Origin of the sequence: Mucilaginibacter jinjuensis, from assembly GCF_028596025.1 — a bacterium.
Classification (GTDB): Bacteria; Bacteroidota; Bacteroidia; order Sphingobacteriales; family Sphingobacteriaceae; genus Mucilaginibacter; species Mucilaginibacter jinjuensis.
Genome location: NZ_CP117167.1, coordinates 1,878,840 through 1,905,825, shown reverse-complemented (window position 1 = coordinate 1,905,825; position 26,986 = coordinate 1,878,840). Strand labels below are relative to the sequence as shown.

Annotated in this window: 26 protein-coding genes; 17 read left to right on the top strand and 9 right to left on the bottom strand. The window is 42.0% G+C overall.

The window, feature by feature from the left end; genetic code table 11:
• The first annotated feature begins 7 nt into the window (after window positions 1–7).
• The 5 genes from mnmC2 (at window position 8) to PQO05_RS08610 (ending at window position 4,498) form a co-directional block, all read left to right on the top strand.
• Window positions 8–682: a tRNA (5-methylaminomethyl-2-thiouridine)(34)-methyltransferase MnmC2 gene (mnmC2, locus tag PQO05_RS08630; RefSeq protein WP_273632302.1), complete on the top strand. Its 675-nt coding sequence runs from the start codon at window positions 8–10 to the stop codon at window positions 680–682.
• Between the two features lie 162 nt (window positions 683–844).
• Window positions 845–1,651, top strand: coding sequence for a nucleoside triphosphate pyrophosphohydrolase (gene mazG, locus PQO05_RS08625; RefSeq protein WP_273632301.1), 807 nt, complete (start codon window positions 845–847; stop codon window positions 1,649–1,651).
• A 120-nt stretch (window positions 1,652–1,771) separates the two neighbouring features.
• Complete coding sequence (locus PQO05_RS08620; protein ID WP_273632300.1) at window positions 1,772–2,152, top strand: hypothetical protein; 381 nt, start codon at window positions 1,772–1,774, stop codon at window positions 2,150–2,152.
• Between the two features lie 230 nt (window positions 2,153–2,382).
• Complete coding sequence (locus tag PQO05_RS08615) at window positions 2,383–2,940, top strand: RNA polymerase sigma factor (RefSeq protein WP_273632299.1); 558 nt, start codon at window positions 2,383–2,385, stop codon at window positions 2,938–2,940.
• On the top strand, window positions 2,930–4,498 hold the full coding sequence (locus PQO05_RS08610) for an outer membrane beta-barrel protein (RefSeq protein ID WP_273632298.1): 1,569 nt from the start codon (window positions 2,930–2,932) through the stop codon (window positions 4,496–4,498). The genes PQO05_RS08615 and PQO05_RS08610 overlap by 11 nt, the downstream gene beginning before the upstream one ends.
• Window positions 4,499–4,730: 232 nt before the next feature.
• Here the strand turns inward: PQO05_RS08610 and PQO05_RS08605 are convergent, their stop codons facing one another.
• Window positions 4,731–5,951 carry an ABC transporter permease gene (locus PQO05_RS08605; protein WP_273632297.1) on the bottom strand — a complete coding sequence of 407 codons (1,221 nt, stop codon included), beginning with the start codon at window positions 5,949–5,951 and terminating at the stop codon, window positions 4,731–4,733.
• A gap of 85 nt (window positions 5,952–6,036) precedes the next feature.
• Here PQO05_RS08605 and PQO05_RS08600 point away from each other — a divergent pair, with 85 nt between their 5' ends.
• The 3 genes from PQO05_RS08600 (at window position 6,037) to PQO05_RS08590 (ending at window position 9,443) form a co-directional block, all read left to right on the top strand.
• Window positions 6,037–7,404 (top strand): exo-beta-N-acetylmuramidase NamZ family protein, encoded by a 1,368-nt coding sequence (locus tag PQO05_RS08600; RefSeq protein WP_273632296.1) that lies wholly within the window; start codon window positions 6,037–6,039, stop codon window positions 7,402–7,404.
• 159 nt (window positions 7,405–7,563) lie between these two features.
• Complete coding sequence (gene fmt, locus PQO05_RS08595) at window positions 7,564–8,481, top strand: methionyl-tRNA formyltransferase (RefSeq protein WP_273632295.1); 918 nt, start codon at window positions 7,564–7,566, stop codon at window positions 8,479–8,481.
• 170 nt (window positions 8,482–8,651) lie between these two features.
• Entirely contained in the window at window positions 8,652–9,443 is a 792-nt protein-coding gene (locus PQO05_RS08590) for a DUF3050 domain-containing protein (protein WP_273632294.1), read from the top strand.
• Window positions 9,444–9,610: 167 nt separating this feature from the next.
• On the opposite strand, the gene PQO05_RS08585 is transcribed toward PQO05_RS08590, so the two are convergent.
• Both PQO05_RS08585 and PQO05_RS08580 read right to left on the bottom strand, forming a co-directional pair.
• Entirely contained in the window at window positions 9,611–10,447 is an 837-nt protein-coding gene (locus PQO05_RS08585; protein ID WP_273632293.1) for an aminotransferase class IV, read from the bottom strand.
• A gap of 21 nt (window positions 10,448–10,468) precedes the next feature.
• Window positions 10,469–11,512, bottom strand: coding sequence for an RluA family pseudouridine synthase (locus PQO05_RS08580; protein WP_273632292.1), 1,044 nt, complete (start codon window positions 11,510–11,512; stop codon window positions 10,469–10,471).
• A 143-nt stretch (window positions 11,513–11,655) separates the two neighbouring features.
• On the opposite strand from PQO05_RS08580, the gene PQO05_RS08575 reads away from it, so the two are divergent.
• The 5 genes from PQO05_RS08575 to PQO05_RS08555 all read left to right on the top strand — a co-directional run bounded on the left by PQO05_RS08575 (window position 11,656) and on the right by PQO05_RS08555 (window position 16,653).
• A complete protein-coding gene (locus PQO05_RS08575; protein ID WP_273632291.1) occupies window positions 11,656–12,729 on the top strand; it encodes a DUF6588 family protein in 1,074 nt (357 codons plus the stop codon).
• Window positions 12,730–12,736: 7 nt separating this feature from the next.
• Window positions 12,737–13,621: a 1-aminocyclopropane-1-carboxylate deaminase/D-cysteine desulfhydrase gene (locus PQO05_RS08570; protein ID WP_273632290.1), complete on the top strand. Its 885-nt coding sequence runs from the start codon at window positions 12,737–12,739 to the stop codon at window positions 13,619–13,621.
• A 272-nt stretch (window positions 13,622–13,893) separates the two neighbouring features.
• Window positions 13,894–15,225, top strand: a complete 1,332-nt coding sequence (lat, locus tag PQO05_RS08565) for an L-lysine 6-transaminase (protein ID WP_273632289.1) — start codon at window positions 13,894–13,896, stop codon at window positions 15,223–15,225.
• A gap of 189 nt (window positions 15,226–15,414) precedes the next feature.
• Window positions 15,415–15,852, top strand: coding sequence for a hypothetical protein (locus PQO05_RS08560; protein ID WP_273632288.1), 438 nt, complete (start codon window positions 15,415–15,417; stop codon window positions 15,850–15,852).
• A gap of 204 nt (window positions 15,853–16,056) precedes the next feature.
• Window positions 16,057–16,653: an HD domain-containing protein gene (locus tag PQO05_RS08555; RefSeq protein WP_273632287.1), complete on the top strand. Its 597-nt coding sequence runs from the start codon at window positions 16,057–16,059 to the stop codon at window positions 16,651–16,653.
• Window positions 16,654–16,767: 114 nt separating this feature from the next.
• On the opposite strand, the gene bshB1 is transcribed toward PQO05_RS08555, so the two are convergent.
• Genes bshB1 through PQO05_RS08540 form a run of 3 tightly spaced genes read right to left on the bottom strand, consistent with a single transcriptional unit; the run spans window position 16,768 to window position 18,613 of the window.
• Complete coding sequence (gene bshB1, locus PQO05_RS08550; protein ID WP_273632286.1) at window positions 16,768–17,490, bottom strand: bacillithiol biosynthesis deacetylase BshB1; 723 nt, start codon at window positions 17,488–17,490, stop codon at window positions 16,768–16,770.
• Between the two features lie 17 nt (window positions 17,491–17,507).
• Window positions 17,508–18,002, bottom strand: a complete 495-nt coding sequence (locus PQO05_RS08545; RefSeq protein WP_273632285.1) for a glutathione peroxidase — start codon at window positions 18,000–18,002, stop codon at window positions 17,508–17,510.
• Window positions 18,002–18,613: a DUF4294 domain-containing protein gene (locus PQO05_RS08540; RefSeq protein ID WP_273632284.1), complete on the bottom strand. Its 612-nt coding sequence runs from the start codon at window positions 18,611–18,613 to the stop codon at window positions 18,002–18,004. The genes PQO05_RS08545 and PQO05_RS08540 overlap by 1 nt, the downstream gene beginning before the upstream one ends.
• A 103-nt stretch (window positions 18,614–18,716) precedes the next feature.
• On the opposite strand from PQO05_RS08540, the gene PQO05_RS08535 reads away from it, so the two are divergent.
• The 4 genes from PQO05_RS08535 to PQO05_RS08520 all read left to right on the top strand — a co-directional run bounded on the left by PQO05_RS08535 (window position 18,717) and on the right by PQO05_RS08520 (window position 24,556).
• A complete protein-coding gene (locus tag PQO05_RS08535) occupies window positions 18,717–20,945 on the top strand; it encodes a RelA/SpoT family protein (protein WP_273632283.1) in 2,229 nt (742 codons plus the stop codon).
• 131 nt (window positions 20,946–21,076) lie between these two features.
• Window positions 21,077–21,547, top strand: a complete 471-nt coding sequence (locus tag PQO05_RS08530) for a Fur family transcriptional regulator (RefSeq protein WP_273632282.1) — start codon at window positions 21,077–21,079, stop codon at window positions 21,545–21,547.
• A 298-nt stretch (window positions 21,548–21,845) separates the two neighbouring features.
• The gene (locus PQO05_RS08525; protein ID WP_273632281.1) at window positions 21,846–23,123 is read left to right on the top strand and encodes an adenylosuccinate synthase; all 1,278 of its coding nucleotides are present in this window, start codon (window positions 21,846–21,848) and stop codon (window positions 23,121–23,123) included.
• 170 nt (window positions 23,124–23,293) lie between these two features.
• Window positions 23,294–24,556: an anthranilate synthase component I family protein gene (locus PQO05_RS08520; protein ID WP_273632280.1), complete on the top strand. Its 1,263-nt coding sequence runs from the start codon at window positions 23,294–23,296 to the stop codon at window positions 24,554–24,556.
• Between the two features lie 20 nt (window positions 24,557–24,576).
• Here the strand turns inward: PQO05_RS08520 and PQO05_RS08515 are convergent, their stop codons facing one another.
• From PQO05_RS08515 to nadC, 3 genes are read right to left on the bottom strand one after another with little or no spacing between them, the layout of a single operon-like run.
• On the bottom strand, window positions 24,577–25,377 hold the full coding sequence (locus tag PQO05_RS08515; RefSeq protein ID WP_273632279.1) for a M48 family metallopeptidase: 801 nt from the start codon (window positions 25,375–25,377) through the stop codon (window positions 24,577–24,579).
• Window positions 25,378–25,382: 5 nt separating this feature from the next.
• A complete protein-coding gene (gene plsY, locus PQO05_RS08510) occupies window positions 25,383–26,033 on the bottom strand; it encodes a glycerol-3-phosphate 1-O-acyltransferase PlsY (protein WP_273632278.1) in 651 nt (216 codons plus the stop codon).
• A gap of 43 nt (window positions 26,034–26,076) precedes the next feature.
• Window positions 26,077–26,925 (bottom strand): carboxylating nicotinate-nucleotide diphosphorylase, encoded by an 849-nt coding sequence (nadC, locus tag PQO05_RS08505; protein WP_273632277.1) that lies wholly within the window; start codon window positions 26,923–26,925, stop codon window positions 26,077–26,079.
• Between the last annotated feature and the right edge of the window lie 61 nt (window positions 26,926–26,986).

Below are 26,986 nucleotides of genomic sequence, written 5' to 3'. Positions count from 1 at the left end.
TTAAAACATGAACTTAAGCATCGTAACCACAGCCGACGGCTCCAAAACCATTTATAACGAACAGGTAGGCGAGCACTATCATTCGCGTCATGGTGCTTTGCAGGAGAGCCGTCATGTATTTCTCAGTGCAGGATTACAGCATTTTCTGGCAGGTACAGATGTTAATAAGGTTAGCGTTTTAGAAGTTGGCCTGGGTACCGGCCTTAATTTTTTAATCACTGCCGATTATTGTACAACTAAAGAAATCAAGCTCAATTACACCGGCATCGAAGCCTATCCCCTTACCGAAGAAATGATAAGCCAGACCGGGTATGAAGAATATGTGTCTTCATCACTTTGGGAAAGTTTCTTAAAGCGATACCCGGCATCAATAGGTCATCAGGTCGAAATCAACCCGTACACACAACTGACAACCGACAACCGGCAACTGACAACCTTCACCAGCGACCAGTTATTCGATGTAATTTATTTTGATGCCTTTGCCGCCATCCACCAACCCGAAATGTGGAATGAGGAAGCCATTGGCCATACCATCAAATTCTTAAAACCCGGCGGTGTATTTGTTACCTATGCCATAACCGGCAACCTGAAACGCATGCTCAAAGCACTCGGCTTAAAAGTTGAAAAAGCACCAGGCGCACCGGGGAAAAGGGAGATGCTAAGAGCAATTTTGAATGAGTGAATGATAGAATGAGTGAGTAATCAAAAGCACATCATTTAATTTACGCTAACATTCTATAAAGGCATAGACGAGGTTATTATATTTAAAGGTCCGCATTCTATCATTCTCTCCTTCACTCATTCTATCATTGCTCTTTATTCTCTATTTTTACAAGAAAAAATTATGGCGCTTACCCCACCTGTTACTGCTGATACCGCTGGCGGTTCTTTCGAACGTTTGGTTACCATTATGAATGATCTTCGGGCCAACTGCCCCTGGGATATGAAACAAACCATAGAAAGCCTGCGCCACCTCACCATTGAGGAAACTTACGAACTCTCTGATGCGATATTGAGCAATGATATGGAAGAGATCCGTAAGGAGTTAGGTGATATTATGCTGCACCTTGTGTTTTATGCCAAAATAGGATCAGAAACCAACGATTTTAATATTACTGATGTACTGAATGGCATCTGCGATAAGCTGATTAACCGCCACCCCCATATTTATAGCGATACCACCGTTAATAACGAGGACGATGTAAAACGCAACTGGGAGCAAATTAAGCTGAAAGAAAAAGGTAATAAATCTGTTTTAGGGGGAGTACCAGCCTCTTTACCGGCATTGGTAAAGGCTGCCCGGATACAGGAAAAGGCACGTGGTATTGGTTTCGACTGGGAAAATAAAGACCAGGTTTGGGAAAAGGTTGAAGAAGAGATCCAGGAGTTTAAGGATGAGTTTAATGTGCCCGAAGGTGAAACTATTGATGCTGAAAAAGCAGAGGGCGAATTTGGCGATCTGCTGTTCTCGTTAATTAATTATGCCCGCTTTGTGGATATTAACCCCGAGAATGCGCTCGAAAAAACAAACCGTAAGTTTATTAAGCGTTTTCAGTACCTCGAAAGCAAGGCCAAAGAAAATAACCGCCAATTACACGATATGACACTGGCCGAAATGGACGTGTACTGGAACGAAGCAAAAAAGTTATAAAATATTTTTAACTGCTGTAACGTTTGTATCAAAAGCAACGTACCCCAAGTAAAGAATAAATTTTTTATGCGTAAATTAATATACTTACTACCTTTTGTTATTATGGCCCTAAGCAGCTGTATGAAAAACAACGACACGACTCCTACCCCGGTACCAACAGGTACATTTAGCGGCGAATTTAGAGTTGTGCACCTTAACCCGCTTACCCAAAAACTTGATACCACCAAAAGAAGCAACCTCACTTTAACCATTAGCCAGTCTACAGGTTATAAAGTTACCGGCGATACCGTACTTTACCATGCAGGCAGCTACGGCGATTTTGCTTTAAATGGTACTTACATACAATTTATTGATAAAACCGTACCGGCTAACGCAACAGGTACACTGCCTAAAATACACCTGGCAGGCACATACCAATATATTTATGATGGTACAAATTTTCAGTTCCAGGCTGCGTCTGATACTTTAGCGTATCAGTACATTCTTAAAAAGTCTAATTAAACTGCGTTTTAACTACTCCTTTAATTTTATAAAAGCCTTCCGAAAAATCGGGAGGCTTTGTCTATAATACCCCTTAAACTGTTTGTTGACAGATGCCGTTGCTATATATTAGAAAGCTGATATATTATTTTTGTGACATTTAAGTAATCTGTTGTATCACTATAAGCTCTTGATGCGTAATGCCCTTAATAACAAGTGCATAAATCATCAGCAGGGCCGAATTTTAATTAATGCAAAACACCCGTGGCATTGCTGAAGATGAACTGATCAGACAATGCAAAAAAGGCAGCCTTAAATACCAGGAATTGCTGTATAAGCAGTACTATGGCTATGCTATGGGTATCAGTTTGCGTTACAGCTTTAACCGAGACGATGCTTTAGAGGCTGTAAATGACGCTTTTATAAAAGTGTTTAATAACATCGGCAGTTATGATCAGGGTAAGGCATTTAAAGCCTGGCTGCGTGCAATTGTAGTAAATACAAGTATTGACAGGCGACGTAAGGATATGAAACACCAGCTAAACCTGGAAATTAATGACAGCATCCAGGTTTACACCACAACCAACCCGGCCGGGCGGTTAGATGCCGCTGATATTTTAAAGATGATGGAGGTATTGCCTCCTATACAACGTACCATTTTTAACATGTACGAAATTGACGGGTACTCGCACGATGAAATTGCCGAGACCTTAGAAATACCATCAAGCTCATCAAGGGTTTACCTGAGCAGAGCTAAAGAGAAACTGAGAAATATTATTAACGCAGAAGCGCAGCAACATGAGCGATAAACTGGATAACGACTTAAAAAACCGCATCCGGGAGGTGTTTGACCACTATGAGGATGATACTGCCAATGCGGGGTGGGAATTGCTGCGCCAAAGATTTCCGGAAGAAAAGAGACGCAGGGCTATAGCCTGGTGGTGGTATTCGGCCGCTGCAGTGGCATTACTGTGCCTGGGTACATGGTTCTTTTATCCGCAAAATACAATACAACAAACCGCTAGCAATCATAAAATAACCGGCAATAATATTACAGAAACTGTACCTGCAAATACAGGCGAGGCTGTCGCCGTTAATAAAAACACAGCAGCACAATCAACATCTGCTACAACCAACACATTAACATCTGATGCGGCTAATCAGCAGCAAGATCGGGTTGCTTTAAATGGTAAATTGAATCAGGTTGCCACAACCCGGAATAAAAAACATATTGATAAAAATTCATCTCAGCCTATAAACAGCTCTTTATATAGTGCCTCTTTAAACCCATCTAAACAAACTGCGCAGGGCAAACATAAAATAGCCTCATCTCAAGCCGAAATTATAATACCCGAAAAGGTTGCGGACAATGATTTATTTGAAGGTGCAAAAACTGATAAAACAGCCCAAAGCTTTACCAAAGTAAAACCACAACCTGTTGCAGCTTCTCAAAATACAGATGTTACAGACAGCGTTGAAATGCAGGCAGCCAAAGTGGCCGTTGCAAAACAACCAGAAAAGGCCACACAGGTATCAGTTGTGGTACAAAAAACAGACCCGGTTTTAAAAATGATAGCTGCTGACGATGCCCGCCGACAAGCATTGGCAAAAAACGCTACAACCAATAAAAAGAGCGAAACAGCAAAAAGTGATAAAGCTGTTATTATGAGTTTATACGCAGCAACTTATTTTAACTATGCCAAAGGCAGCCAAAGCCAGCTGGGCGTAGGCGGTGGTTTCTCGTCCGATTTTAGGGTAAGTGATAATTTCAAGATCAGCACTGGCATCTCTATCGGGCAAAACAGGTTAAGCTATAGCAGCGATAATAATATCCCTCAGCAAATCAGCAACCAGGCATTGGCAATGGTTAGCAGATCAGCATCAGTAATGGCCTCGTACAGCCTGATAACGTCGCTCAAAAGCGCTGCGCCCGAGGTTCAAAGTTACAATGCCAGCTTAGTGGGCCTGGATATACCCATCAATATTAAATACCAGTTTAATCCCAAAAAGAATGATACTTACATCTCGGCAGGTATAAGCTCGGGTACTTATATTAATGAAACATATCACTCTGCTTATACCAATGGCAATAATGTTTATCCATCGGTCAACAATTCGTTAAGCCTTAATGCGGTTAACAATGTGGCGCAACAAACGCAGGAAAATACTTCAAGCCAACATTTTGGTTCGTTTGATTTTGCCCGCACACTTAACTTCTCGTTCGGTATGGGTTATCCACTGGGTAAAAACCATTTGGTAATTGAGCCTTTCTTAAAATACCCGCTTAGTGGTTTGGGTTCGCAGGATATTAAGTTTGGTGCAAGCGGTATAAATCTTAAACTTAGCTTTTCAACCTCCAAAAAGTAATATAACATTACGTTTTTATTGCTCGGGAATGAAAGCTCATAAGAGCAACATTTATGAGGGCGTTGCCTTACAGGCCAGGCTATACGCTCATACTGCACTCCGTAGGAGTCCTTTGGACAGGCATTATCCGCCGATAGGCGGACGGTATCCGCTCCTATTCTTAACGCAAAACAGAATGTGATTCACTCTATGTAATAATTACATCAGTGCATCGCTATTCAGTTTACTCTTCTTATTTAAACCTGATAGCCTTAACCGGCGATATACGGGTTACCAGCAGCGACGGGATAATAAGCACCAGCAGGCAGATAGTTAAAGTACCTGCATTAAGCAACAATACGTCCTGCGCCGAAATTTCTACAGGTACAAATTTCATGTAATACGATGCTTGGTCGAGCTTGAAAAAATGTGTTTTAGACTGAAACCAGCCCAAACCCAATCCAAACAAATTACCCAACACCAAACCAACACCTATGAGATAGCTGGCGTTGTATAAGAAGATGCGTTGTATAGTCCAGTTGGTGGCACCGAGTGCTTTGAGCATGCCAATCATGGAGGTGCGCTCGAGTATCATTATCAGTAAGGCCGAAATCATGTTAATTACCGCCACAGCCAGCATTAATACCAGCATTACCTGGGCGTTTACATCAAGCAATTGCAGCCACTCAAATATGGTAGGATAAGTTTCGCTTACAGTGTATGAGCGCAGTTTAGCAGGTAAAATATCATTCAGGTGGTTAGATGCTTCCTGTAAGTATTCGAAGTCTTTTACACGTACTTCAAAGCCGCCCACATCATCTGGCTTCCAGTTATTTAAACGCCTGATAAGCGACAGGTCGGCAATAACGTATGTTTTATCAACCTCATCAACACCTGTATTAAATATCCCTTTAATAGTGAATTTTCGCTTGCGTAAGGGCTCCTGTACAAAATACATCACCATATCATCACCTGCTTTCAGTTTTAACCTATCCGCCGTATAACGCGAAATCATAATCTGTTTGGTAGCATCAGCAGAATCGCTGAAGTCCATTACGCTACCGGTTTCTAAGGCTTTTTTCAGAAAGGTCCAGTCGTAAGTTTTATCAACGCCTTTTAGTACTACCCCCTCAATTTCATCATTTGCTTTAATAATACCCGGTTTGCTGGCAAAGGGCATTACATTGGCAATATTGAAACTCTTTTTGGCGTGGCTGATAAACTGCTGATCGTTACTGAAAGGCGAGTTCTCGTACGAGTTATTGTTATCGAACTTAATCACCTGGATATCGCCAGAAAAGCCCCTAACCCGTTCCCTGATCTCCTGCTTAAAGCCTTTTACGATAGCTACAGAAAGGATCATCACCCCCAACCCCAGCATAATACCGATGATGGCGATGCGCACAATCAATTTAGAAAATGTGCGTTTTGATTTGAAAGAGATCCTGCCGGCTATGAATGATGAAAAACTCAAGTCAGTTCGTTTTTTTTGTACTTTCGCAAATATGCGCTTTTGCTATTAAATGCAGCAATTGCGCCATTGTTTTTAATACCAACCTATGAATAAAATTTTCAGCTTTATAATTGCACTTGGCCTGCTTAGCAATGCTTCTGCGGCGCAACATAAAAAGACGACTAAATATACCAGCACACATACTACAAGCAGTCATAAAACGAGTAGCCATAAATCAGTTAGTCACAAGTCTGTTAGCCACAAATCGGCAAAGCACAAAACAACTGTACACACTAATGTTAGCCACACCACTTACTTGCCTACACACAGGGTAACCCATTTGCATCATTACGGCTTAGGTGGCAACCCTATTCCGGGTGCAGATCAAACTGATCAATACCTGGGCTATCTGCAAGGTAAAAATATCGGCATGGTGGTTAATCAAACTTCGGTTATCGGTAAAAACCTTACGCCAAGCCCCGATAGTTTGTTGAAACTGGGTGTATCTATCAAAAAGATCTTCGGCCCCGAGCACGGTTTCCGTGGTAACAACAGCGACGGCGCTACCGTGAATAATGATGTAGACAGCAAAACCGGGCTACCTATTATCTCACTCTATGGCAAGCACAATAAACCTACTGCTGGCGACCTGAAAGGCATCGACCTCATGATCTTTGATATTCAGGATGTGGGCGCACGTTTCTATACCTATATTTCTACCCTGCATTACGTAATGGAGGCCTGTGCCGAAAACAACATCGAACTGATGATCCTCGACCGCCCTAACCCTAATGGCTACCTGGTTGACGGACCTGTTTTAGATACAGCCTACCGCTCATTCGTAGGCATGCACCCTGTTCCTATTGCACACGGCATGACTATTGGCGAATATGCCCAAATGATTAACGGCGAAGGATGGCTCAACAATCACGTACAGTGCAAACTTAAAATTATCAAAGTGGCCAACTATAACCACAAAATGGGTTACGAGTTACCGGTGTACCCATCGCCCAACTTAAATTCGCAGCAGTCTATTGCACTATATCCAAGCGTTTGTTTGTTTGAAGGTACAGTCATGAGTTTAGGTAGAGGTACTGATTTTCCGTTCACAGTAGTTGGTCACCCGGGTTTTAAGGGCACTTATAAGTTTACCTTTACACCTGTGAGCATGCCCGGCAAAAGTGATAACCCTCCTTTGAAAGACAGGTTATGTTATGGCATTGATCTGCAAAGCTATGATACCGATTTACTGAGAAGATCGGGCAAATTAAACTTAAACTGGTTAATAACATTGTACAAAAACTACCCCGATCAAACACATTACTTCAACGCCTACTTTACCAAACTGGTTGGGAATGAAACGTTGAGAAAACAGATTGAATCGGGATTGAGTGAGCGTGAAATCAGACAGAGTTGGGAACCAGCTTTAAGCGTATTTAAACAAACAAGAGAGAAGTATCTCTTATACCAGTAAACTGTTGTTAGCCTCCGCGCCGTCATTGCGAGGTACGAAGCAATCGCGAACACTACAGAGCCGCTCTGCCAGTCGGGGATTGCTTCGTACCTCGCAATGACGGGCTGGGTTGAGCGCACGGTTTAATGACTATTGACCAATGACTAATCATCAAACGATATGAGAATAATATTTATGGGCACGCCCGAATTTGCAGTAGCATCTCTTGATGCACTGATACAAGCGGGCTGCGAAGTGGTAGCGGTAATTACTGCACCTGATAAACCGGCCGGACGCGGGCAAAAGCTGAATGAGTCGGCAGTAAAAAAATATGCTGTTGTAAATAATATCAAAGTATTACAACCTGAGAAGCTGCGCGACCCTGATTTTTTACAGGAACTTCAGGCGCTGAAAGCGGATTTACAAGTAGTAGTTGCCTTCCGTATGTTGCCGGAGGTTGTTTGGAGTATGCCGCCTAAAGGAACTATTAATCTGCACGCATCGTTGTTGCCACAATACCGTGGTGCAGCGCCGATTAACTGGGTAGTTATTAACGGTGAAAAAGAGAGTGGTGTAACCACCTTCTTTCTGCAACAACAAATTGATACCGGCAACATCCTGTTTACCGAAAAGGTATCCATCCCTGAAGATTTTACAGCCGGAGACTTACACGATAAACTGATGAACAAAGGCGCCGGTCTACTGGTGAAAACCGTTAAAGCTGTAGAGAGCGATAAGTACACCGAGCAGCCACAGGAACACTTACTGGAAGGTGCAGAACCCAAACATGCCCCTAAAATTTTCAAAGAAGATTGCAAGGTTGACTGGAATAAGCCCGTTGAACAGGTGTATAACCTCATTCGCGGCCTAAGCCCTTATCCTACTGCGTTTACGGAACTGAATGGTAAGATCCTGAAAATTTACACCTCGACAAAAGAGGTTGCGACTGTTGATGCAATACCGGGCACTTATAGCACCGACAACAAAACCTATTTAAAATTTGCCTGCACAGATGGCTATATCCATGTAACCGATATTCAGCTGGAGGGTAAGAAACGGATGGGTGTTGAGGAATTTTTAAGGGGAGTGAGATTATAGCCCCCAGACCCGAAAAGTTCATTTGTTCACTGGTTCATTAGTTTATTGGGATATAAGCACCACTGAACAACTGAACCAATGAACCAGTGAACATCAATAGACCGTCATAAAACATAATAAACTATTACCTAATCAATTGCCTTTCTATTTTTGCGGCAAACTATAAGCAGATGATGACACCCGAGCAGAGAATTGAGCAGCTTAAAACAGCAATAACCCCATTTCGCGAAAAACTGACCAACCACCCATTGTATCAGCAAATTACTTCGCTTGATGATTTACATGTTTTTATGCAGCACCACGTCTTTGCCGTATGGGATTTTATGTCATTGCTTAAATCGTTGCAAATAGGCCTTACCTGTGTACAGTTGCCTTGGATCCCGGTTGGCAATGCCAATACCCGCTACCTCATTAATGAGATTGTAACCGGCGAAGAAAGTGATGTAGACCAACATGGCAACCGCGGCAGCCACTTTGAGCTTTATTTAAAAGCAATGAAACAAGCCGGTGCCGCAAGTGATGCTATCGACAGCTTATTATTCGAATTATCAAGCGGTAAGTTTATAGACGAGGCACTGATCATTGCCGACATTCCGGTTTCTGCCCGTAATTTTGTGCAGCATACCTTCGAGGTTATCAACACCAATAAGCCACACTTACAGGCAGCCGTGTTTACATTCGGTCGCGAGGATTTGATTCCGGGTATGTTCATCAGCCTGGTAAAAGAAATTAACAAGCAATTTCCGGGTAAAGTAGATACTTTCTTATATTACTTAGAGCGCCATATTGAAGTTGATGGCGACCATCATTCGCACCTTGCCTACCAAATGACTGCCGAACTTTGCGGCAACGACGAAACCAAATGGGCCGAAGCCGAAGTGGCAGTTACAGAAGCGCTGCAAGAACGTATTAACCTTTGGGATAGTATTTATGCCACGGTTAGTAAAGGGGAGTTTGTATAATTGATTTTCGATTTATAAAAAGCACGTCATTGCGAGGAACGAAGCAATCGCGAACATTACAGAGCGGCTCTTCAGATCGGGGATTGCTTCGTTCCTCGCAATGACGATCATAAAGTAACTTTAGTTAAGTTTCTGTCTTGATTCTTGACTCTCGATTCCTGATTCCTTTAGAGTTTATTCAACTCATCAACCAAACTTTTACTCAACGTATTAAAATAGCGTTTTACACCAAAACCCATTACCCATTGTATACCACAGGTGGCGTTGGTTAAAAACACTTCATCGGCTTCATAAAGTATATTGGGGTTTATCTGGGCTTCGGTAACGGGTATTTCCAGCTTAAGGGCCAGATCAATTACCACCTGGCGCATTATGCCGCCTACACAGCCTTCGCTTAAAGCAGGGGTATATAAATGGCTGTTATACCAAACAAATATATTAGAGCTAATGGCCTCGCACAAAAATCCATTCTGGTTCAATAAAAAAGCATCATCCAGTTTGTTTTGGCTTTTATAGATGCCCGCCATTACATATACCAGTGAGTTGCAGGTTTTATAGTTAGATAGGTAATTAAGCGGCTTGGCTAATTCTGTAAACACATCCATAATTAGGCCACGGTTATTCATCTCATAATAATCATGCTCAATCGGCTCCAGCTCCATGCAGTAACTTGCTTTGTTATCTGCTGGTGTATATAAACCTTCCGCATCACGGTAAACAGTTAGGCGGATGCGGCCATTTTTGATTTTATTACGGATAGCCAGATCGGCCGCTTTCTCTTTCAGAAACCAATCGTCCATTTGCGAATAGCCATCCATCTTAAGGGCTTTCATACCGGCCTGCAGACGGTCGGCATGTAATTGCGGAAATTGCAGCTGCCCTTTAAGCAGGCGCATACTCTCAAAAACACCATCCCCATACCTAAAGGATCTGTTGGTTACGGTAAGTACCTTGCTATCCGCAGGGATAAGTTCTCCGTTGAAATTGATGAAAAGAGGTTTCATTGATAAATGCAGAACAATAATTTAAGCGTTTTGATCTGCCGGAGTACCAATATATTTTCTCCACTTGTTTAAAACCGACTCAAAATCCTCTGGCAAAGCAGATTCGAAATGCATATATTCTTTTTTAGATGGATGTTTAAAACCTAAAGTCTGTGCATGCAAGGCCTGGCGTGGCATCAGTTCAAAACAATTTTCAACAAACTGCTTGTACTTACCAAACATGGTACCCTTTAATATTTTGTCGCCGCCGTACATGGCATCACTAAATAACGAGTGCCCAATGTGTTTCATGTGCGCACGGATCTGATGGGTACGGCCGGTCTCGAGCTGACACTCAATTAGGGTAACATAGGTAAAGCGCTCCAGAACCTTATAATGCGTTACAGACCATTTTCCCTTCTCAGGGTCGTCATATATCGACATCACCCTCCTATCGTTCACACTGCGGCCTATATAGCCTGTTACGGTACCATCTGCTTCCAGATCACCCCAAACTAAGGCTATATACTTGCGGGTAATAGTATGATCGTAAAACTGGCGCGCCAGGTAGGTCATAGAACGCTCGTTCTTGCTGATCAGCAATAAGCCCGAAGTATCTTTATCAATCCGATGCACCAATCCCGGTCTGCCATCGTTGCCCGGCAGCTGCGGTAATTGTTGAAAATGGTAAACTAAACCATTTACCAACGTGCCGGTATAATTATTATAACCCGGATGCACAACCATACCTGCAGGTTTGTTAATTACCAGCAGATCATCGTCCTCATAAACTATATTAAGCGGGATATTTTCGGGATAAACTTCGGTATCGCGCGGCGGGTGTGGCAATACTACCGATATTATATCATTAGGTTTAACCCTGTAGCTCGATTTAATTTCTTTCTGATTAACCAGTACGTTACCCTGCTCTATAGCATTTTGCACGCGATTACGGGTAGCGTTTTCAATGCGCGACATTAAAAACTTATCTACACGCAAAAGCGACTGGCCCTTGTCAACTATAATCCGAAAGTGCTCATACAAATCCTGTTCGTCCTGTTCGTACGAGTCTATTTCCTCTGTCATTGCAGCAAAAATACTCGTTTTTTAATAAGTACCTATTATCAGGTTTTTCATAATAAAATTATCTTTGCGCCTTTTTAATCGAACGTTAAATATTTTAAACCATAGTTACACACAAACGTTGTCATTACAAAACCCCTAAAACCATGAAAAACAAATTCTTAGCCCTTACTGCTTTCTTTTTATTAGCTGCAAGTATTACAAAAGCACAAAACGGATTCGATGAATTATTAAAGTCAGGCCCGGCGGATGCCACCAAACTGGTTGATGCCTACGGCAGGCCATTATTTAAAGGACTTGGCTTAGGCATGAACAGCGGTTGGACCAACACCGCGCAAACCAACGGACTACTACACTTCGACCTGCGGATTACCGCTACCGCAGTCTTCGTCCCCCAATCAGACCGAACCTTTGATGTTACAAAGATTGGCCTTTCTAACAGTGTAAGGCCGGATAATGCATCAAACACCATTGCACCAACCTTTAGCGGCAATACCAAAACAGATGGCCCGCTGATGAATGTTTACGATAATAACGGTAACAAAGTAACCTCATTTAACCTGCCAAGCGGCCAGCTATCATCAGTTGTTCCCGCACCACAGCTACAACTTACAGTCGGCCTCATTCAAAATACCGATGTTACAGTTAGGGCAATACCCAAAGTAAAAGTGAGCGATGATATTGGTTCTATATCGATGCTTGGCTTTGGCATTAAACACAATGTGATGAAGGATTTTTTTGGCTCAGCAGGTCAAATTGTCCCCTTCGATCTCGCTTTGGCATTTAGCTACAACAAGCTTAATTACAATAAATCACTCAACGTACAACCAGAGAATGGTGCAGTGCCTGCCGATGCGCAACAATCAAACGATTTTAGCGGCCAGGCGATAGACGGCCATGTGAACAGCTTTTTGTTCGAAGCTATTTTCTCTAAGCAAATCTTATTTTTTACACCTTACATCGCGGCGGGTTATAACACCGCCAAAACAGATGTGAGTTTGATAGGCAATTACCCCATAACCTCAAACACAGTACCTATTGTAAACCAGAAATTTTATACCACTTATAACAATCCGGTAACCATTAACGAGCGAAGTGTAAATGGGATGAGTGCCGAAATTGGTTTCCAGCTTAAACTGCCTATCTTTAGGTTTTATGCCTCGTACGGTGTAGCGGCAAGCTACAGCATGGTAAATGCAGGCATCGGATTCGGAATTTAGGATAAATATGATATTTGATTTAGAGATCTGCAGCCCGGTTCAGCAAATTAAACACCCTTTATTTGATGAAAAGGGCTTGCAGGTTTTTATCAAGCGCGATGATATGATACACCCGGTTATATCGGGTAACAAATGGCGCAAATTAAAGTACACATTGGCTAATGCTCACAATGCAGGGAAAACCCACCTCGTAACTTTTGGCGGTGCATATTCCAATCATTTATTGGCAACAGCTGCCGCCGCTGCAAAATTTGGTTTTAAGTCTACAGGTTTTGTTCGGGGTGAAGAGGTTACTAACGACACCCTGTTTCTATGCCACCTGCATGGCATGCAACTGATATTTGTGGATAGGGAAAGCTATCGTGATAAACAAACTTTGTTCGATCAGTATTTCAGCAACGATACCTCTGCGTTTTTTATTGATGAAGGCGGCGCTTCGGCAGCTGCAGCACAAGGTTGCAGCGAACTGGTGGCCGAACTCCCGCAAACCTACGATCACATCTTCTGCGCCTGCGGAACAGGCACAACCGCAGCAGGAATATTGAACGGCTTACAACACTTGCCCACCCTATTCCACGCCGTACCTGTACTAAAAGGCGGTGAATTTATTGCTGACGAAATTAAACAGTACACCACACACAATCCTATGTATGAGCTGCATACCCAATATCATTTCGGCGGTTATGCTAAAAGTACGCCTGAACTGATTGATTTTATTAAAGATTTTATCGCTTCAACAGGCATATTGATTGAACCCGTTTATACTGGTAAAATGATGTATGCGTTGTTTGATTTGGCGCGTAAAGATCATTTTAAACCGGGTAGCAATATTTTGGCGGTGCATACTGGTGGCTTGTTTGGGTTGTTGGGGATGAAGGAGAAGTTTTTGTAAGAGTTCTACGCCTACCGTCATGCTGAACTTGTTTCAGCACCCCACATGTAAAGCGACCTTGCGAGTTATACACCTGTCCTTTGGGGTGCCGAAATAAGTTCGGCATGACGTGTTTAGACTTAACAGTTCAACAAATTAAACTGAACCATTTCTCTCATCAGTATAAAAACCAACTTTAAACATTTTAAACATACTTTTCAGTTCAGCGGTTCAAAAAAGGCCTAAATACTTTATTTTGAGGGTTTTTGTTAGATTTGTATAAGCCATTACCTATGGAAACTATGTCAATAACACCACAAAACGTTCAAGCAACTTTAAGCAAACATATCCTGGCCGATGGGTTCGACCTTACTTTTGATATGGAGAAAAGCCAGGGCGTTTACATCTACGATTCGAAATACGACCGTACGCTGCTCGACTTTTTTACCTGCTTTGCATCCGTACCACTAGGTTATAATCACCCAAAGATGGTAAACGATGAGGCCTTTAAAAAAGACCTGCTCCTGGCAGCACTAACCAACCCTTCAAACTCGGATATCTATACTGAGCAATACGCCCATTTTCTGGAGGTGTTTGACCGTGTCGGGATCCCAGAATACCTGCCGCATGCTTTCTTTATCTCTGGCGGAGGTTTAGCCATTGAGAACGCCCTTAAAACTGCCATGGACTGGAAAGTGCAAAAGAACTTCGCCAAGGGCTACCAGGTTGAAAAAGGTTTTAAGGTGATCCATTTTGAGCACGCTTTTCATGGCCGTACCGGGTATACCATGAGCCTTACCAATACCCAACCGGTGAAAACACGCTGGTTTGCCAAGTTCGATTGGCCGCGTATCAGTACGCCATACATTAATTTCGACGATTTTAAATCGAATCCTGAAGAACTGTACAAACGTGAGGCTGCGTCTATCGCCCAGATAGAAAAAGCGTTTCAGGATAATAAGGATGATATTTGCGCTATTATTATCGAGCCCATCCAGTCGGAAGGTGGCGATAACCACATTCGTAAAGAGTTTCTGGAACAACTGCGTAAACTGGCCGACGAGTATGAGGCGATGTTAATTTATGACGAGGTACAAACCGGCGTTGGCTTAACCGGCAAATTCTGGTGCCACGAGCATTTTGGAGAAAACGCAAGGCCGGATATTATTGCTTTCGGCAAAAAAATGCAGGTATGCGGTATATTGGCTAGCCGCCGGGTTGAAGAGAACCCGGATAATGTGTTCACCGTATCTTCACGTATAAACTCTACCTGGGGTGGTAACTTAACAGATATGGTTCGCTCTGCCAAAATATTAGAAATTATTGCTGAGGATAATCTTTGCGATCAGGCATCGCAAACCGGGCAATATTTGCAAGATCAGTTAGTGGCCTTAAGCCAAACTACCAGCCTCATTTCTAACATCCGCGGTAAAGGTTTACTCACCGCGTTTGACTTTCCGGATAGTGATATTAGAAACAGTTTCATAAATATGGGATTAGAAAATAATACTATGTTTTTGGGCTGTGGCGAAAAAAGTATCCGTTTCAGACCGGCACTTATTATGCAGGAAAGCCATATTGATGAAGGTATAAAAACCATGTTTCACATACTTAAACGTTTGTAATTTGTAATAATGTTGCTACACGTGTCTTTTTAACACGTTCCTGAGAATCTTTTTAACACGCAGATACTATTATTGCCGTTTATCGTTTATTACTATAAACAATAATATTTTTTGATAGGGGGTAATATTGGGCTACTGGTTAAAAAGTGCTCAAATATTACTATTTTTAAATAGGGTTCTAAAACGTATATGAGCAAACACACTGACAAACTAAAACGACAGCTCCTGGAAATATCAGAAGTTGTAAATTCATTTCAATCTGAAGCTGTACAATTACGCATTGTTGAGAAGCTGTTAGACTCGATGATAGAGAACGACAGGAACGAAAACGAGGGTTACGACACCCAAAACAGAAGGGTACATAGAACAGAAAACGGTGAAGAAATAAGCTACGCACCCGCCAAAAAAAAACCGGGCGCTACTAAAATTTTATACCAACTGTTAAGCAGCGATTTTTTTGCAGAAGCACGCTCTATTTCATCTATTGCAGAATATTGCCGCGAACACTTTAATACCGACTTTAAAACATCTGAGTTATCAGGCATACTACTGAAGCTATCGAACGAGAACAAACTTATCCGCCAGCGAAGCCAGGACAATAACAGATTTGAATATATCAAGTCATAAAAATGAAAGGCCCGATATAATCGGGCCTTTCATTTTTATGGGTGAGTAGTTGATCCGATAGCTATCGGATGAGTTAAGCAGTGAGTGGTTCTTAGCAAACTTACAGAGTTAATAGTTGATTGAGTTAAGTGGTTTATTAGTTCTTTGCATTTTTCAACCACTCACTTAATCAACTACTCACCGCTCACTATTAATAAACATAATATGACAGAATACGAACATCTCTTAAAGCAGGTGTCATTCATCCACGAGATTGACAAGGTCAAATATATTCTCCGAAAAACCAAGCTATTTAACAGCGACCGAAATGAAAATGACGCTGAGCATAGCTGGCACCTGGCTATTATGGCACTTATACTTGCAGAGCATGCTAATGAGCCTGTAGACATTTTGAAAGTAGTAAAGATGCTGCTGATCCATGACGTGGTTGAGATTGATGCCGGGGATATCTTCCTCTACGATGCTGTTTTAAACCATACCAATACCCTTGCCGAGCAAAAGGCTGCAGAAAGGATCTTCGGGCTACTGCCAGATGAGCAAGCTAAAGAATATATAGCTATATGGGAAGAGTTTGAAGCATCTGAAACCCCCGAGGCCAAATTTGCCCGCGCTATGGACAGGCTGGAACCGTTATTGCAAAACATATCCAATAACGGCGGTACCTGGAAAGAATTTAATGTGAGTTACGAACAAGTTATCGGCAAAAAAAGCGTGATCAAGAATGGATCTGAAACGCTTTGGAAATTCGCCGAAAAGTTGATTAATGAAAGTGTGGAGAAAGGGATACTAAATAAGGGTTGATTGGTTGATTAGGTTAAGTAGTTGATTAAGTTTTACGCGGCTGCATAGTGTTCCAGTTAGAACAACTCACTTAATCAACTACTTAACTTAATCAACTACTTAACTTAATCAACCTCAAACAAGATCAAAAAGACTCTCAACCCCCAATAATTTGCGGCTTGTAAAACCTTCGGCAAAGCGGGCACCTATGCTTTTACCAAATTCACGGGCGCGGGCTTCTGTAACCTGTATAAACTCGGGCGACGAAATGTAGGTTTGTGGCTCATTCTCCCACTCGGGGTTATGGAACTGCGAACCGTAGGCATAAAGACTGGCAATTTTCTGGTCCCAGTACTCGGTAACATCAATGATAATGTCGGGTTTAATGTAGCGGTCTTGTATAAAATGCATTACCTGTTTAGGTCTCCACTCCTGCTGTATTTCACCATCAAGGGTAGTTTCAATTTTACGTAAGCCTGCCAAAAACGAAGCATCCTCAATAAGCTGGTTTGCACGGCCATGATCGGGGTGACGGTCGTGATAAGCATTGCCAATTACTATCTCGGGTTGATACTTACGGATCACTTCAATAATCTGCAACTGGTATTCTCTGGTATTGGCAAAAAATCCATCGGGCATACCCAAATTCTCGCGTATGGTTAAACCCAATATTTCACTTGCAGCAGCAGCCTCTTTATCCCTTATCTCTGCCGAGCCACGTGTGCCCAGTTCACCGCGGGTTAAGTCAACTACACCAACTTTATAGCCCTGGGCAATGTGTTTTAATATAGTGCCAGCACAACCTAATTCGGCATCATCCGGGTGTACGGCTAAAACAAGTATATCTAACTTAGTCATAAAAAGAAATTCAAAAATTATTGCGCCAGTAAATGAGCTATCTTCTTTTTTATTTTAGAAGCGCCTGGCTTGGTAAAGGGGTAAAAGAAATCAACCACCTTGCCATTTTTATCAACCAGGTATTTATGGAAGTTCCATCTTGGGGCAGCATTCACCCTGCCATTTTGTTTTTTGGTAGACAAAAACTGGTAAAGCGGGTCAGCATAAGTACCCCTTACGCGTATTTTATCAAACAGCGGAAAATTGGTATCAAAGCGTTCGCAAAAGGTAGCTATGGCTTCACCTTCTAAAGGTTCCTGACCGCCAAAATCATTTGACGGGAAGGCCAAAATTTCGAAATCTTTACCTAATAAAGACTTTTTCAGCTCAACCAGGTCGGCCAATTGTGGTGTAAAACCACATTGCGAGGCTGTATTTACAATCAATAAAACTTTATTTTGGTATCGATCGAGGCTTACTTCTTCACCATTTAGCTGTTTAACGCTAAACTGGTAGATATTGCTGTTGTCCATTAGTACAAAGATGAGGTATAACCTGCTTCGTGCAAAATGGTTTCTATATCGCGTTCGGTAGATGGATCGTATTCTTCTTTCAAATTATGGCCAAAAATACGGGCCACACTCTGGTACATAAAGGCATGAAAACCGCCTTTCAAATCCTTCGCCATAGCAAAGCTGGTACTATGTGTTTCGCGGCTTACCAGTTTAATTAAAACTTCGCCCTGCGTAATAGTCAGGTTTTTAATTTGTGTATTGAACAAATTTTTGATCTGGTCTTCACACAATTTGATCATCTCTTTCTGCTTGCTCTTGTCAGCTGTCGAAGCCAGATCGCGTTGTAACTGAGCATAACGTTCGCCTGCGTATTTAGCATAAGGCAGTACTTTCATTACGTTATATCTTAAACGGTAATAAGCCTGGCGATCAGCTTCACTGGCGAAGATGCGGGTATCAACAATTTTTACCTCAGGCGTAACCACCCAGGGTACCAGTTCACCGTCGAGCACGGTCATATATGTTTTTATTGTATCATTTTTTCCTAATTTAGGGTGAGGCAGGTCAGTTTGTGCATTACAAACAACCGCAAAACCACACATTAGAAGTAAAAACGCAAAATATTTCATATATTTACTATTAACAAAATTAATGCAATTTTTTTGTGATTTTCAACATAACCTATAATTATTTTTTGTGTTACCTGTTATATATTAGGAGCTGCGCAGTATTATGAAAGAATTAGTGATTGACCTGGAAGCGGAGAAAAATGAGATTCTGAAAAGATACCGTGCCCTGCTGCGTGCCTGTAAGCCTACCATGCAAAAAGGCGATAAACGCCTCATCCGTCTTGCTTTTGATATGGCCCTCGAAAGCCATAAGGATATGCGCCGTAAATCCGGCGAGCCTTACATATACCACCCCATTGCCGTTGCCCAGATAGCTGCCGAAGAAATTGGCTTAGGTACAACTTCTATCGTATGCGCTTTACTGCATGATGTGGTTGAAGATACCGATGTTTCGCTTGATGATATTGAACGTGAGTTTGGTAAAAAAGTAGCCAAGATCATCGATGGCTTGACTAAAATATCGGGTGTGTTTGATACGAACAGTTCGCTACAGGCAGAGAATTTCCGCAAGATGTTGCTTACCCTGGCAGATGATGTGCGGGTAATTCTAATCAAACTTGCCGACCGCCTGCACAACATGCGGACGATGGAGTTTATGCCGCGCGATAAGCAACTGAAGCTTTCGTCTGAAACGGTTTATCTTTACGCACCCCTTGCCCACCGCCTGGGTTTATACGCCATAAAATCTGAACTGGAAGACCTTTCTATGAAATACATGGAAAGCGAAACCTACCAGTTCATTAAAAATAAGCTCAATGAGAAAAAGGCAGAGCGCGAGCGCTTTATTCGTGATTTTATTGAGCCGATAAAAAAGACCTTACAGGTGCAGGGATTGGATGCAGAAGTTTTCGGCAGGCCGAAATCCATCCACTCCATCTGGAATAAGATGAAAAATAAGTCGATCCCTTTTGAAGAGGTTTACGATTTGTTTGCCATCCGTATTGTGTTGGACAGCCAGCCCGAAAATGAAAAATCGGAGTGCTGGAAAGCTTATTCTATTGTTACCGACGAGTACCGCCCAAATCCTGATCGTTTGCGCGATTGGATCTCATCACCTAAAGTAAACGGCTACGAATCACTTCATACTACCGTGATGGGTCCTCGCGGGCAATGGGTAGAAGTGCAGATCCGTACCAAACGGATGAATGAGATAGCCGAGAAAGGTTTCGCGGCACACTGGAAATATAAAGAATCGTCATCTGACAACGGCCTCGATCAATGGATCCACAAAGTGCGCGAAATGTTGCGCAACCCGGATAGTAATGCTTTAGACTTTTTGGATGATTTTAAAATGAACCTCTTCTCTGACGAGATCTTCATTTTTACGCCTAAGGGAGCATTGCTGCAATTACCACTGAATGCCACCGCGCTGGATTTTGCTTTTGAGATCCACTCTGATGTGGGTGCAAGCTGTATTGGTGCAAAGGTAAACCATAAACTGGTACCGCTAAGCTATAAACTGCAAAATGGTGATCAGGTAGAGATCATCACTTCGAGCAAGCAAACACCGAAGGAGGACTGGCTAAACTTTGTAGTTACTGCCAAGGCCAAAGCCAAAATTAAATCAGCCTTAAAAGAAGAGAAACGTAAAATTGCCGAAGACGGTAAAGAGATATTGGAGCGTAAACTGAAATCATTAAAGATCACTTACAACTCCGAGAATATTCATAAACTGAGCTATTATTTCAAACTCGGTTCAACCCAGGATTTGTTTTACAACGTGGCCAAAGGGTTGATCGATATGAAAGACCTGAAGGAGTATCAAATCTCTGAAAAGAGCGTTGAGAACAAACCACAGGACAAAATTGAGAACGATCAGGTACAAAGCTTACTTCGCAATATCAAAACCAAAGACAGTGACATACTGCTGATTGGTGAAGATATGCAGAAGATAGACTACAAGCTGGCTAACTGCTGTAACCCTATCCCCGGCGATGACGTGTTTGGCTTTATTACCATTAATGATGGTATTAAAATCCACCGCACCAACTGCCCTAATGCCACCAAGTTAATGAGTAACTATGGTTACCGCGTAGTTAAAGCCCGTTGGACTAACCAGCACGAACTGGCATTTTTAACAGGCTTGCGCATTACCGGTATCGATGATGTTGGCTTAATCAACAAGTTAACCACCGTGATTTCGCACGACTTTAAAGTAAACATGCGTTCTATTACAGTTGATAGCGATAACGGTATTTTTGAAGGTACCATTATGGTTTACGTAAATGACCGTGAGCATTTGGACAACCTCATTAAACGCCTAAAAACCGTAAAAGGAATAACCTCGGTAACCCGTTTCGATTCGGCCCCGGCGGTGGAGAAAGCCTCGTAAATTAGTTATTGAGTTATTAGGTTATTGGTTGTTATGTAATAGCAGAAACCCAATAACTTAGTAACCTAATAACTCAATAACCACACGCATTAACAAAATAATTAATACCTTTGAACTGCTAAATATTAACTATGCCTCAGCAGGAAACCATTGATATGGTGAAAAAAATTTTCGAGGCGTATCTCGAAAATAAAAGCCTCAGGAAAACCCCCGAGCGCTTTGCCATACTTGAAGAAATTTATTCCAGAAGCGATCATTTTGATGTGGAATCATTATATATCCACATGAAAAACAAGAAGTATCGCGTAAGCCGTGCCACGGTATACAATACATTAGAGCTATTGGTATCGTGCGATTTGGTTACCAAGCACCAGTTTGGTAAAAACATGGCCCAGTTCGAAAAATCGTACGGTTACAAGCAACACGATCATATTATCTGTATTGATTGCGGTAAAGTGGTTGAGTTTTGCGACCCCCGAATTCAGCAAATCCAAAGCATGATGGGCGATCTGCTTAAATTTGAGATCAAACACCACTCTTTAAATTTATACGGAAACTGTACCAAATTAAGAGAAGGTTTCTGCGACAGAAAGGTATCTTAAAGGATAAACTTAATTTGAATAAAGCTTAGGTTCACTAAGCTTTTTAAATTTTATACCAATAAATACATTGATGATGATACCTTTGCGTGGCTTTAAGCCAGGGTATTTTTAATTTGATAATATCCAGTAATCCACCCGTCATGCCGTCCCGACTTCTGTTGGGATCGGCATCCCATCAGAAAGGTAGACTTAGTACGAGTCGGCTATTGATAGGCAAACGGGATAACCCAGCGTGTGGGATGCCGAAACAAGTTCGGCATGACGTGCGCTTTTTTTAGTAAAGAATTATTTAAAAATAATGGCTGTTGATGTTTTATTAGGCCTCCAATGGGGCGACGAAGGCAAGGGAAAAATTGTTGACGTATTAAGTGCTGGTTACGACCTGATTGCCCGTTTTCAGGGTGGACCGAATGCAGGGCATACCCTTGAGTTTGATGGTAAAAAGTTTGTACTGAACACCATCCCTTCAGGTATTTTCTTCGAGAATACCATGAACTTGATTGGTAATGGTGTGGTGATCGATCCAATCACTCTGAAAAAAGAGCTGGACAAGCTGAAAGATGCAGGCCACGATTTGCTGGCTAAAAAGAACCTGCAGATTGCTAAAAAAGCACATTTGATTATCCCGACCCACCAGTTGTTAGACGCCGCTTCTGAAAAGAAAATGGGCGAAGGCAAAATTGGTTCAACTTTAAAAGGTATCGGCCCAACTTATATGGATAAAACCGGCCGTAATGGTTTGCGTATTGGCGATATTACTTTGCCTGATTTTAAAGAGCGTTACCAGAAACTGGCCGACAAGCATACTTCTATGCTACAAGCTTTATATGGTGAGGTCCCTGATTTTAGCGAGCGTGAAGCTTTATTTTTTGAAGCCATTGAATTGATTAAACAATTCCCACTGGTTGATTCTGAGCATTTGGTTAACAACTATATTAAAGAAGGCAAAAAGGTATTGGCAGAAGGTGCACAAGGCGCCATGCTGGATATTGATTTTGGCTCATATCCTTTTGTTACTTCATCAAATACAACTGCTGCAGGTGCTTGTACCGGTTTAGGTATTGCTCCTCGCCAGATTGGCGAAGTGATTGGTATCTTCAAAGCATATTGTACCCGTGTTGGCGGTGGCCCTTTCCCTACCGAGTTGGATAACGAAGTTGGTGAAGAACTGCGCAAAATCGGCCATGAGTTTGGTGCTACTACTGGTCGCCCACGCCGTACCGGTTGGATTGATCTTCCAGCTTTAAAATACGCCATTATGCTTAACGGCGTTACCGAACTGGTAATGACCAAGGCTGATGTATTAAGCGGTTTCGACAATATCTATGCTTGTACCCACTACAACTATAATGGCGAAGTGATTGACTACATGCCTTACGACATTTGCTCAATTATGCCAATCCCGGTTTACAAAGAAATTGATGGTTGGAACGAAGACCTGACAAGTATCACTGAGCTTTCTGAAATCCCTGCCAAATTAAATGCATATATCGAGTTTTTAGAGGCCGAGTTAGGCGTTCCTGTTAAGTATTTATCAGTAGGCCCGGATAGAAAGCAGACTTTAGTATTGCACTAAGAAATAACAACACCGTCATTGCGAGCGATAGCGAAGCAATCCCCTACTTACAGAGCCGCACTGTAGAGTTTGAACTGCATAGTCGGGGATTACTTCGTACCTCGCAATGACACAAATAATATTATAATGTAACAAGGCCGGCTTTGCCCGGCCTTTACTATTTTTGCACCGTGATCTTCCATCCCAATAACATCCATCAATTTAAACAAAACGCCCTGCACTGGGGCTCAACTTTTGATGTATGCTGTTATCTCGATTCTAATAATTTCAAAGATTCTTATTCCAAGTTTGATACATTAATAGCTATCGGTACAAGGTCAGAAGTTACGGCACAAAGTGGGAATGCATTCGAAGCCTTAGCCAATTTCAAAGCTCAGCATAACGAATGGATGACCGGCTTTTTAGGTTATGATTTAAAGAATGAGATTGAAGCTGTAAATTCTGCTAATCCGGATCATTTACAATTTCCTGATCTGTATTTCTTCGTACCGCAACATCTAATTATTATTAATGGGGATGAGGTGGATATCCAGTCTGACGATGCAGAAATAATCTTTCAGACAATCAATGCGTTTCAACCTAAAGAAGAAGTATCAACATCTGTAAACATCCAAACCCGTTTTAACAGAACAGAATATATTGACACTGTAAACGAAATTAAAGCCCACATTAACCGCGGCGATATTTACGTTACCAATTTTTGTCAGGAGTTTTATGCGGAAGATGCTTCAATCAATCCGGTTCATATATTTCAAAAATTAAACGAAGCTTCCCCTAACCCGTTTGCTTGTTTTTTCAAATATCATCAACAATACATTATCTGTGCTTCGCCCGAGCGTTTTTTAGCTAAACGTGATAACAAACTCATCTCCCAGCCTATTAAGGGTACCGCAAAACGTGGCTTGGATGAAGCAAGCGACAACGTTATTATCCAACAATTACGCAGCAACCCTAAAGAGCAGCAGGAAAACGTAATGATTGTAGATCTGGTTCGTAATGATCTGACGCGATCGGCTGTTGCGGGAACTGTTAAAGTTGAAGAGCTCTTCGGCATCTATAGCTTCAAACAAGTTCACCAAATGATTTCTACTGTGGTTTGCGAACTGGATCAGCATATCAGCACTGTAAAAGCCCTCAGAAACACTTTCCCAATGGGCAGCATGACTGGTGCACCCAAAGTAAGCGCCATGCAACTGATGGAACATTATGAACGAACCAAACGTGGTGTATATTCAGGTGCAGTAGGCTATTTTAGTCCCGATGGTGATTTTGATTTCAATGTAGTGATCCGCAGTATCCTTTATAATGAGATAGAAAAGTACTTATCTTTTCAAGCGGGCAGCGCCATCACCTACCATGCAGATGCAGCTTTCGAGTATGAAGAATGCCTGCTGAAAGTAAAAGCAATTATGGAAGTACTGGGACAGAATTAATTAGACTCCCCCAATACTTATTATTGATGATAATATTTCATAGCCTCCGGTATTGCATTCTGTATGGCTGCAATACGGGTAGCATCTGCCGGGTGCGTGCTCAAAAATTCAGGTGTATTACTGCTGGTATTTGAAGCAGCCATCCGTTTCCAGAAATCAACTGCATTATGCGGATCGTAGCCGGCCATAGCCATAAAGGTCAAACCTAACCTGTCAGCTTCGGATTCCTGATTACGCGAATATTTCAACAAAACCAATGAACCGCCCACACCATAAAGCTGGTTAATAATACCCAATGTAGCCGATGAAGAGTTTGCTGCACCTACCCCAATGGCGGTACCTACTCCCTGCGCTACATATTGCTGCGAAACCCGCTCGGCCGAGTGATGCGCTATGGCATGGCCAATTTCGTGGCCCAGTACAGTTGCCAGCCCGGCATCGTCTTTGGTATAAGGTAAAATGCCGCTATAAACGGCAACTTTACCACCGGGCATACACCAGGCGTTTACTTCGCTGCTTTGTATCAGTGTAAACTGCCAATCGAAATTATACTGGTTGGCATAACCATTTTGCTGTAAATAACGCTGAATGGCAGTAGCCAGTTGGTTGCCCACTCTTTGTACACGTTGTGCATCTGCAGTGCTGGCTACAACCTTAGTTTTAGGATCGCTCAATAACTGGCGATAACTGGCAGCGGCCGACTGGTTAATCTCGGCATCGCTTACTACATTAAATTGTTTGCGCCCCGTAATCGGCACGGTTGAACATGAAAAAAGTGCAACAGCTATTGCCATTGCACCCCAAAAGTTTAGTTTCTTCATTTAGGTCAGGCAGTTGCTTTTTTCTTAAACAGGTTAACTTTCGACTCCTTGCCTTTCAATAAACGTTCTATATTTTTTTGGTGTGTTACCAGTATAAGCACACACATACACATGCCATATATTACCACAGCCCTTATAGATACCGGGAAAACAAATGCTACAGCAATAGGATATGTAAAACCAGCCATAATAGAACCTAAAGATACATAGCGTGTTATTAGTAATACTACTATAAACACCCCTACGCACAGCAAGGCAGCCTGTAAGTGAACAGCCAAAACCATACCAAACAAAGTAGCAATACCTTTACCGCCCCTAAACCCGGCAAAAATCGGGAACAAATGGCCCATTACAGCCGCTATACCAAAGGCAAGCTCGTAATTGGTAAATACAATAGAGTTATGGTTACCCACCATATACATGGGTATAAAATAGGCCAGATTAGTAGCAGTCCATCCCTTTAATATATCAATAAGCATAACAGGGATACCGGCTTTTTTACCCAATACCCTAAAGGTGTTGGTAGCGCCTGCATTACCACTGCCATACTCCCTGATATCGATGCCATAAAATGCCTGGCCTATCCATACTGCAGTTGGTATAGAGCCAAACAAATAAGCCAGAATAAGCACTGAAATAGAATAAACAGATATCATTTCACCACAATATTACTAAAAGATATGTTAGTAATTAAGTTGTTCATTCTTTAATAGCTTTTAAGCTCAGGTCTAAACTGTTAACAGAATGGGTTAGCGCACCTATCGAAATATAATCAACACCGGCCGATGCATAATCCATAATATTATCAATAGTTATACCACCCGATGCTTCGGTAATATAACGGCCTTCGTTCATGGCAAGGGCTTGTTGTAAAACCTGTGGCTTAAAATTATCGAGCAAAATACGGTCAACACCGCCTACACGTAAAACTTCTTCCAGTTCTTCAAGATTCCGTACCTCAATTTCTATCTGTAAGTCTTTATTCTGCTCTTTTAAATATTGGTGGGTGTTGTTAATAGCATTACTGATACCGCCCGAATAATCCACATGATTATCCTTAATCAATATCATATCATACAAACCAAAACGATGGTTAACGCCACCGCCGATTTTAACGGCCCATTTCTCGAGGTAACGTACCCCAGGTGTGGTTTTACGGGTATCCAAAACTTTAGTACCTGTGCCCGCCAGCATTTTTACAATCTGATTGGTACGTGTTGCAATGCCCGACATACGCTGCATACAATTTAGTATCAAACGCTCTGCCTTTAATATACTGTGTACACTGCCTTCCAAATTAAAGGCTATATCGCCCGGTTTTACAGATGCGCCATCTTGTAAAAATATTTCAACCTTTAGCTCAGGGTCAACAATATGGCATATTTCTACAGCCAGTTCAACCCCTGCTAAAATGCCGGTATCTTTTACAATTAAGCGGGCTTTACCCTGTGTGCCGGGTAAAATGGTTGCTAATGATGTGTGGTCGCCATCGCCTACATCTTCTGCAAGGGCGTTTTTTATAAATGGGTCTACGAGTTCCTTATCCAAAATAGTGGTATTAAAAGATCAAAAGTAAAAACAATTGACAATAATTTAGTTTGATTTTTAG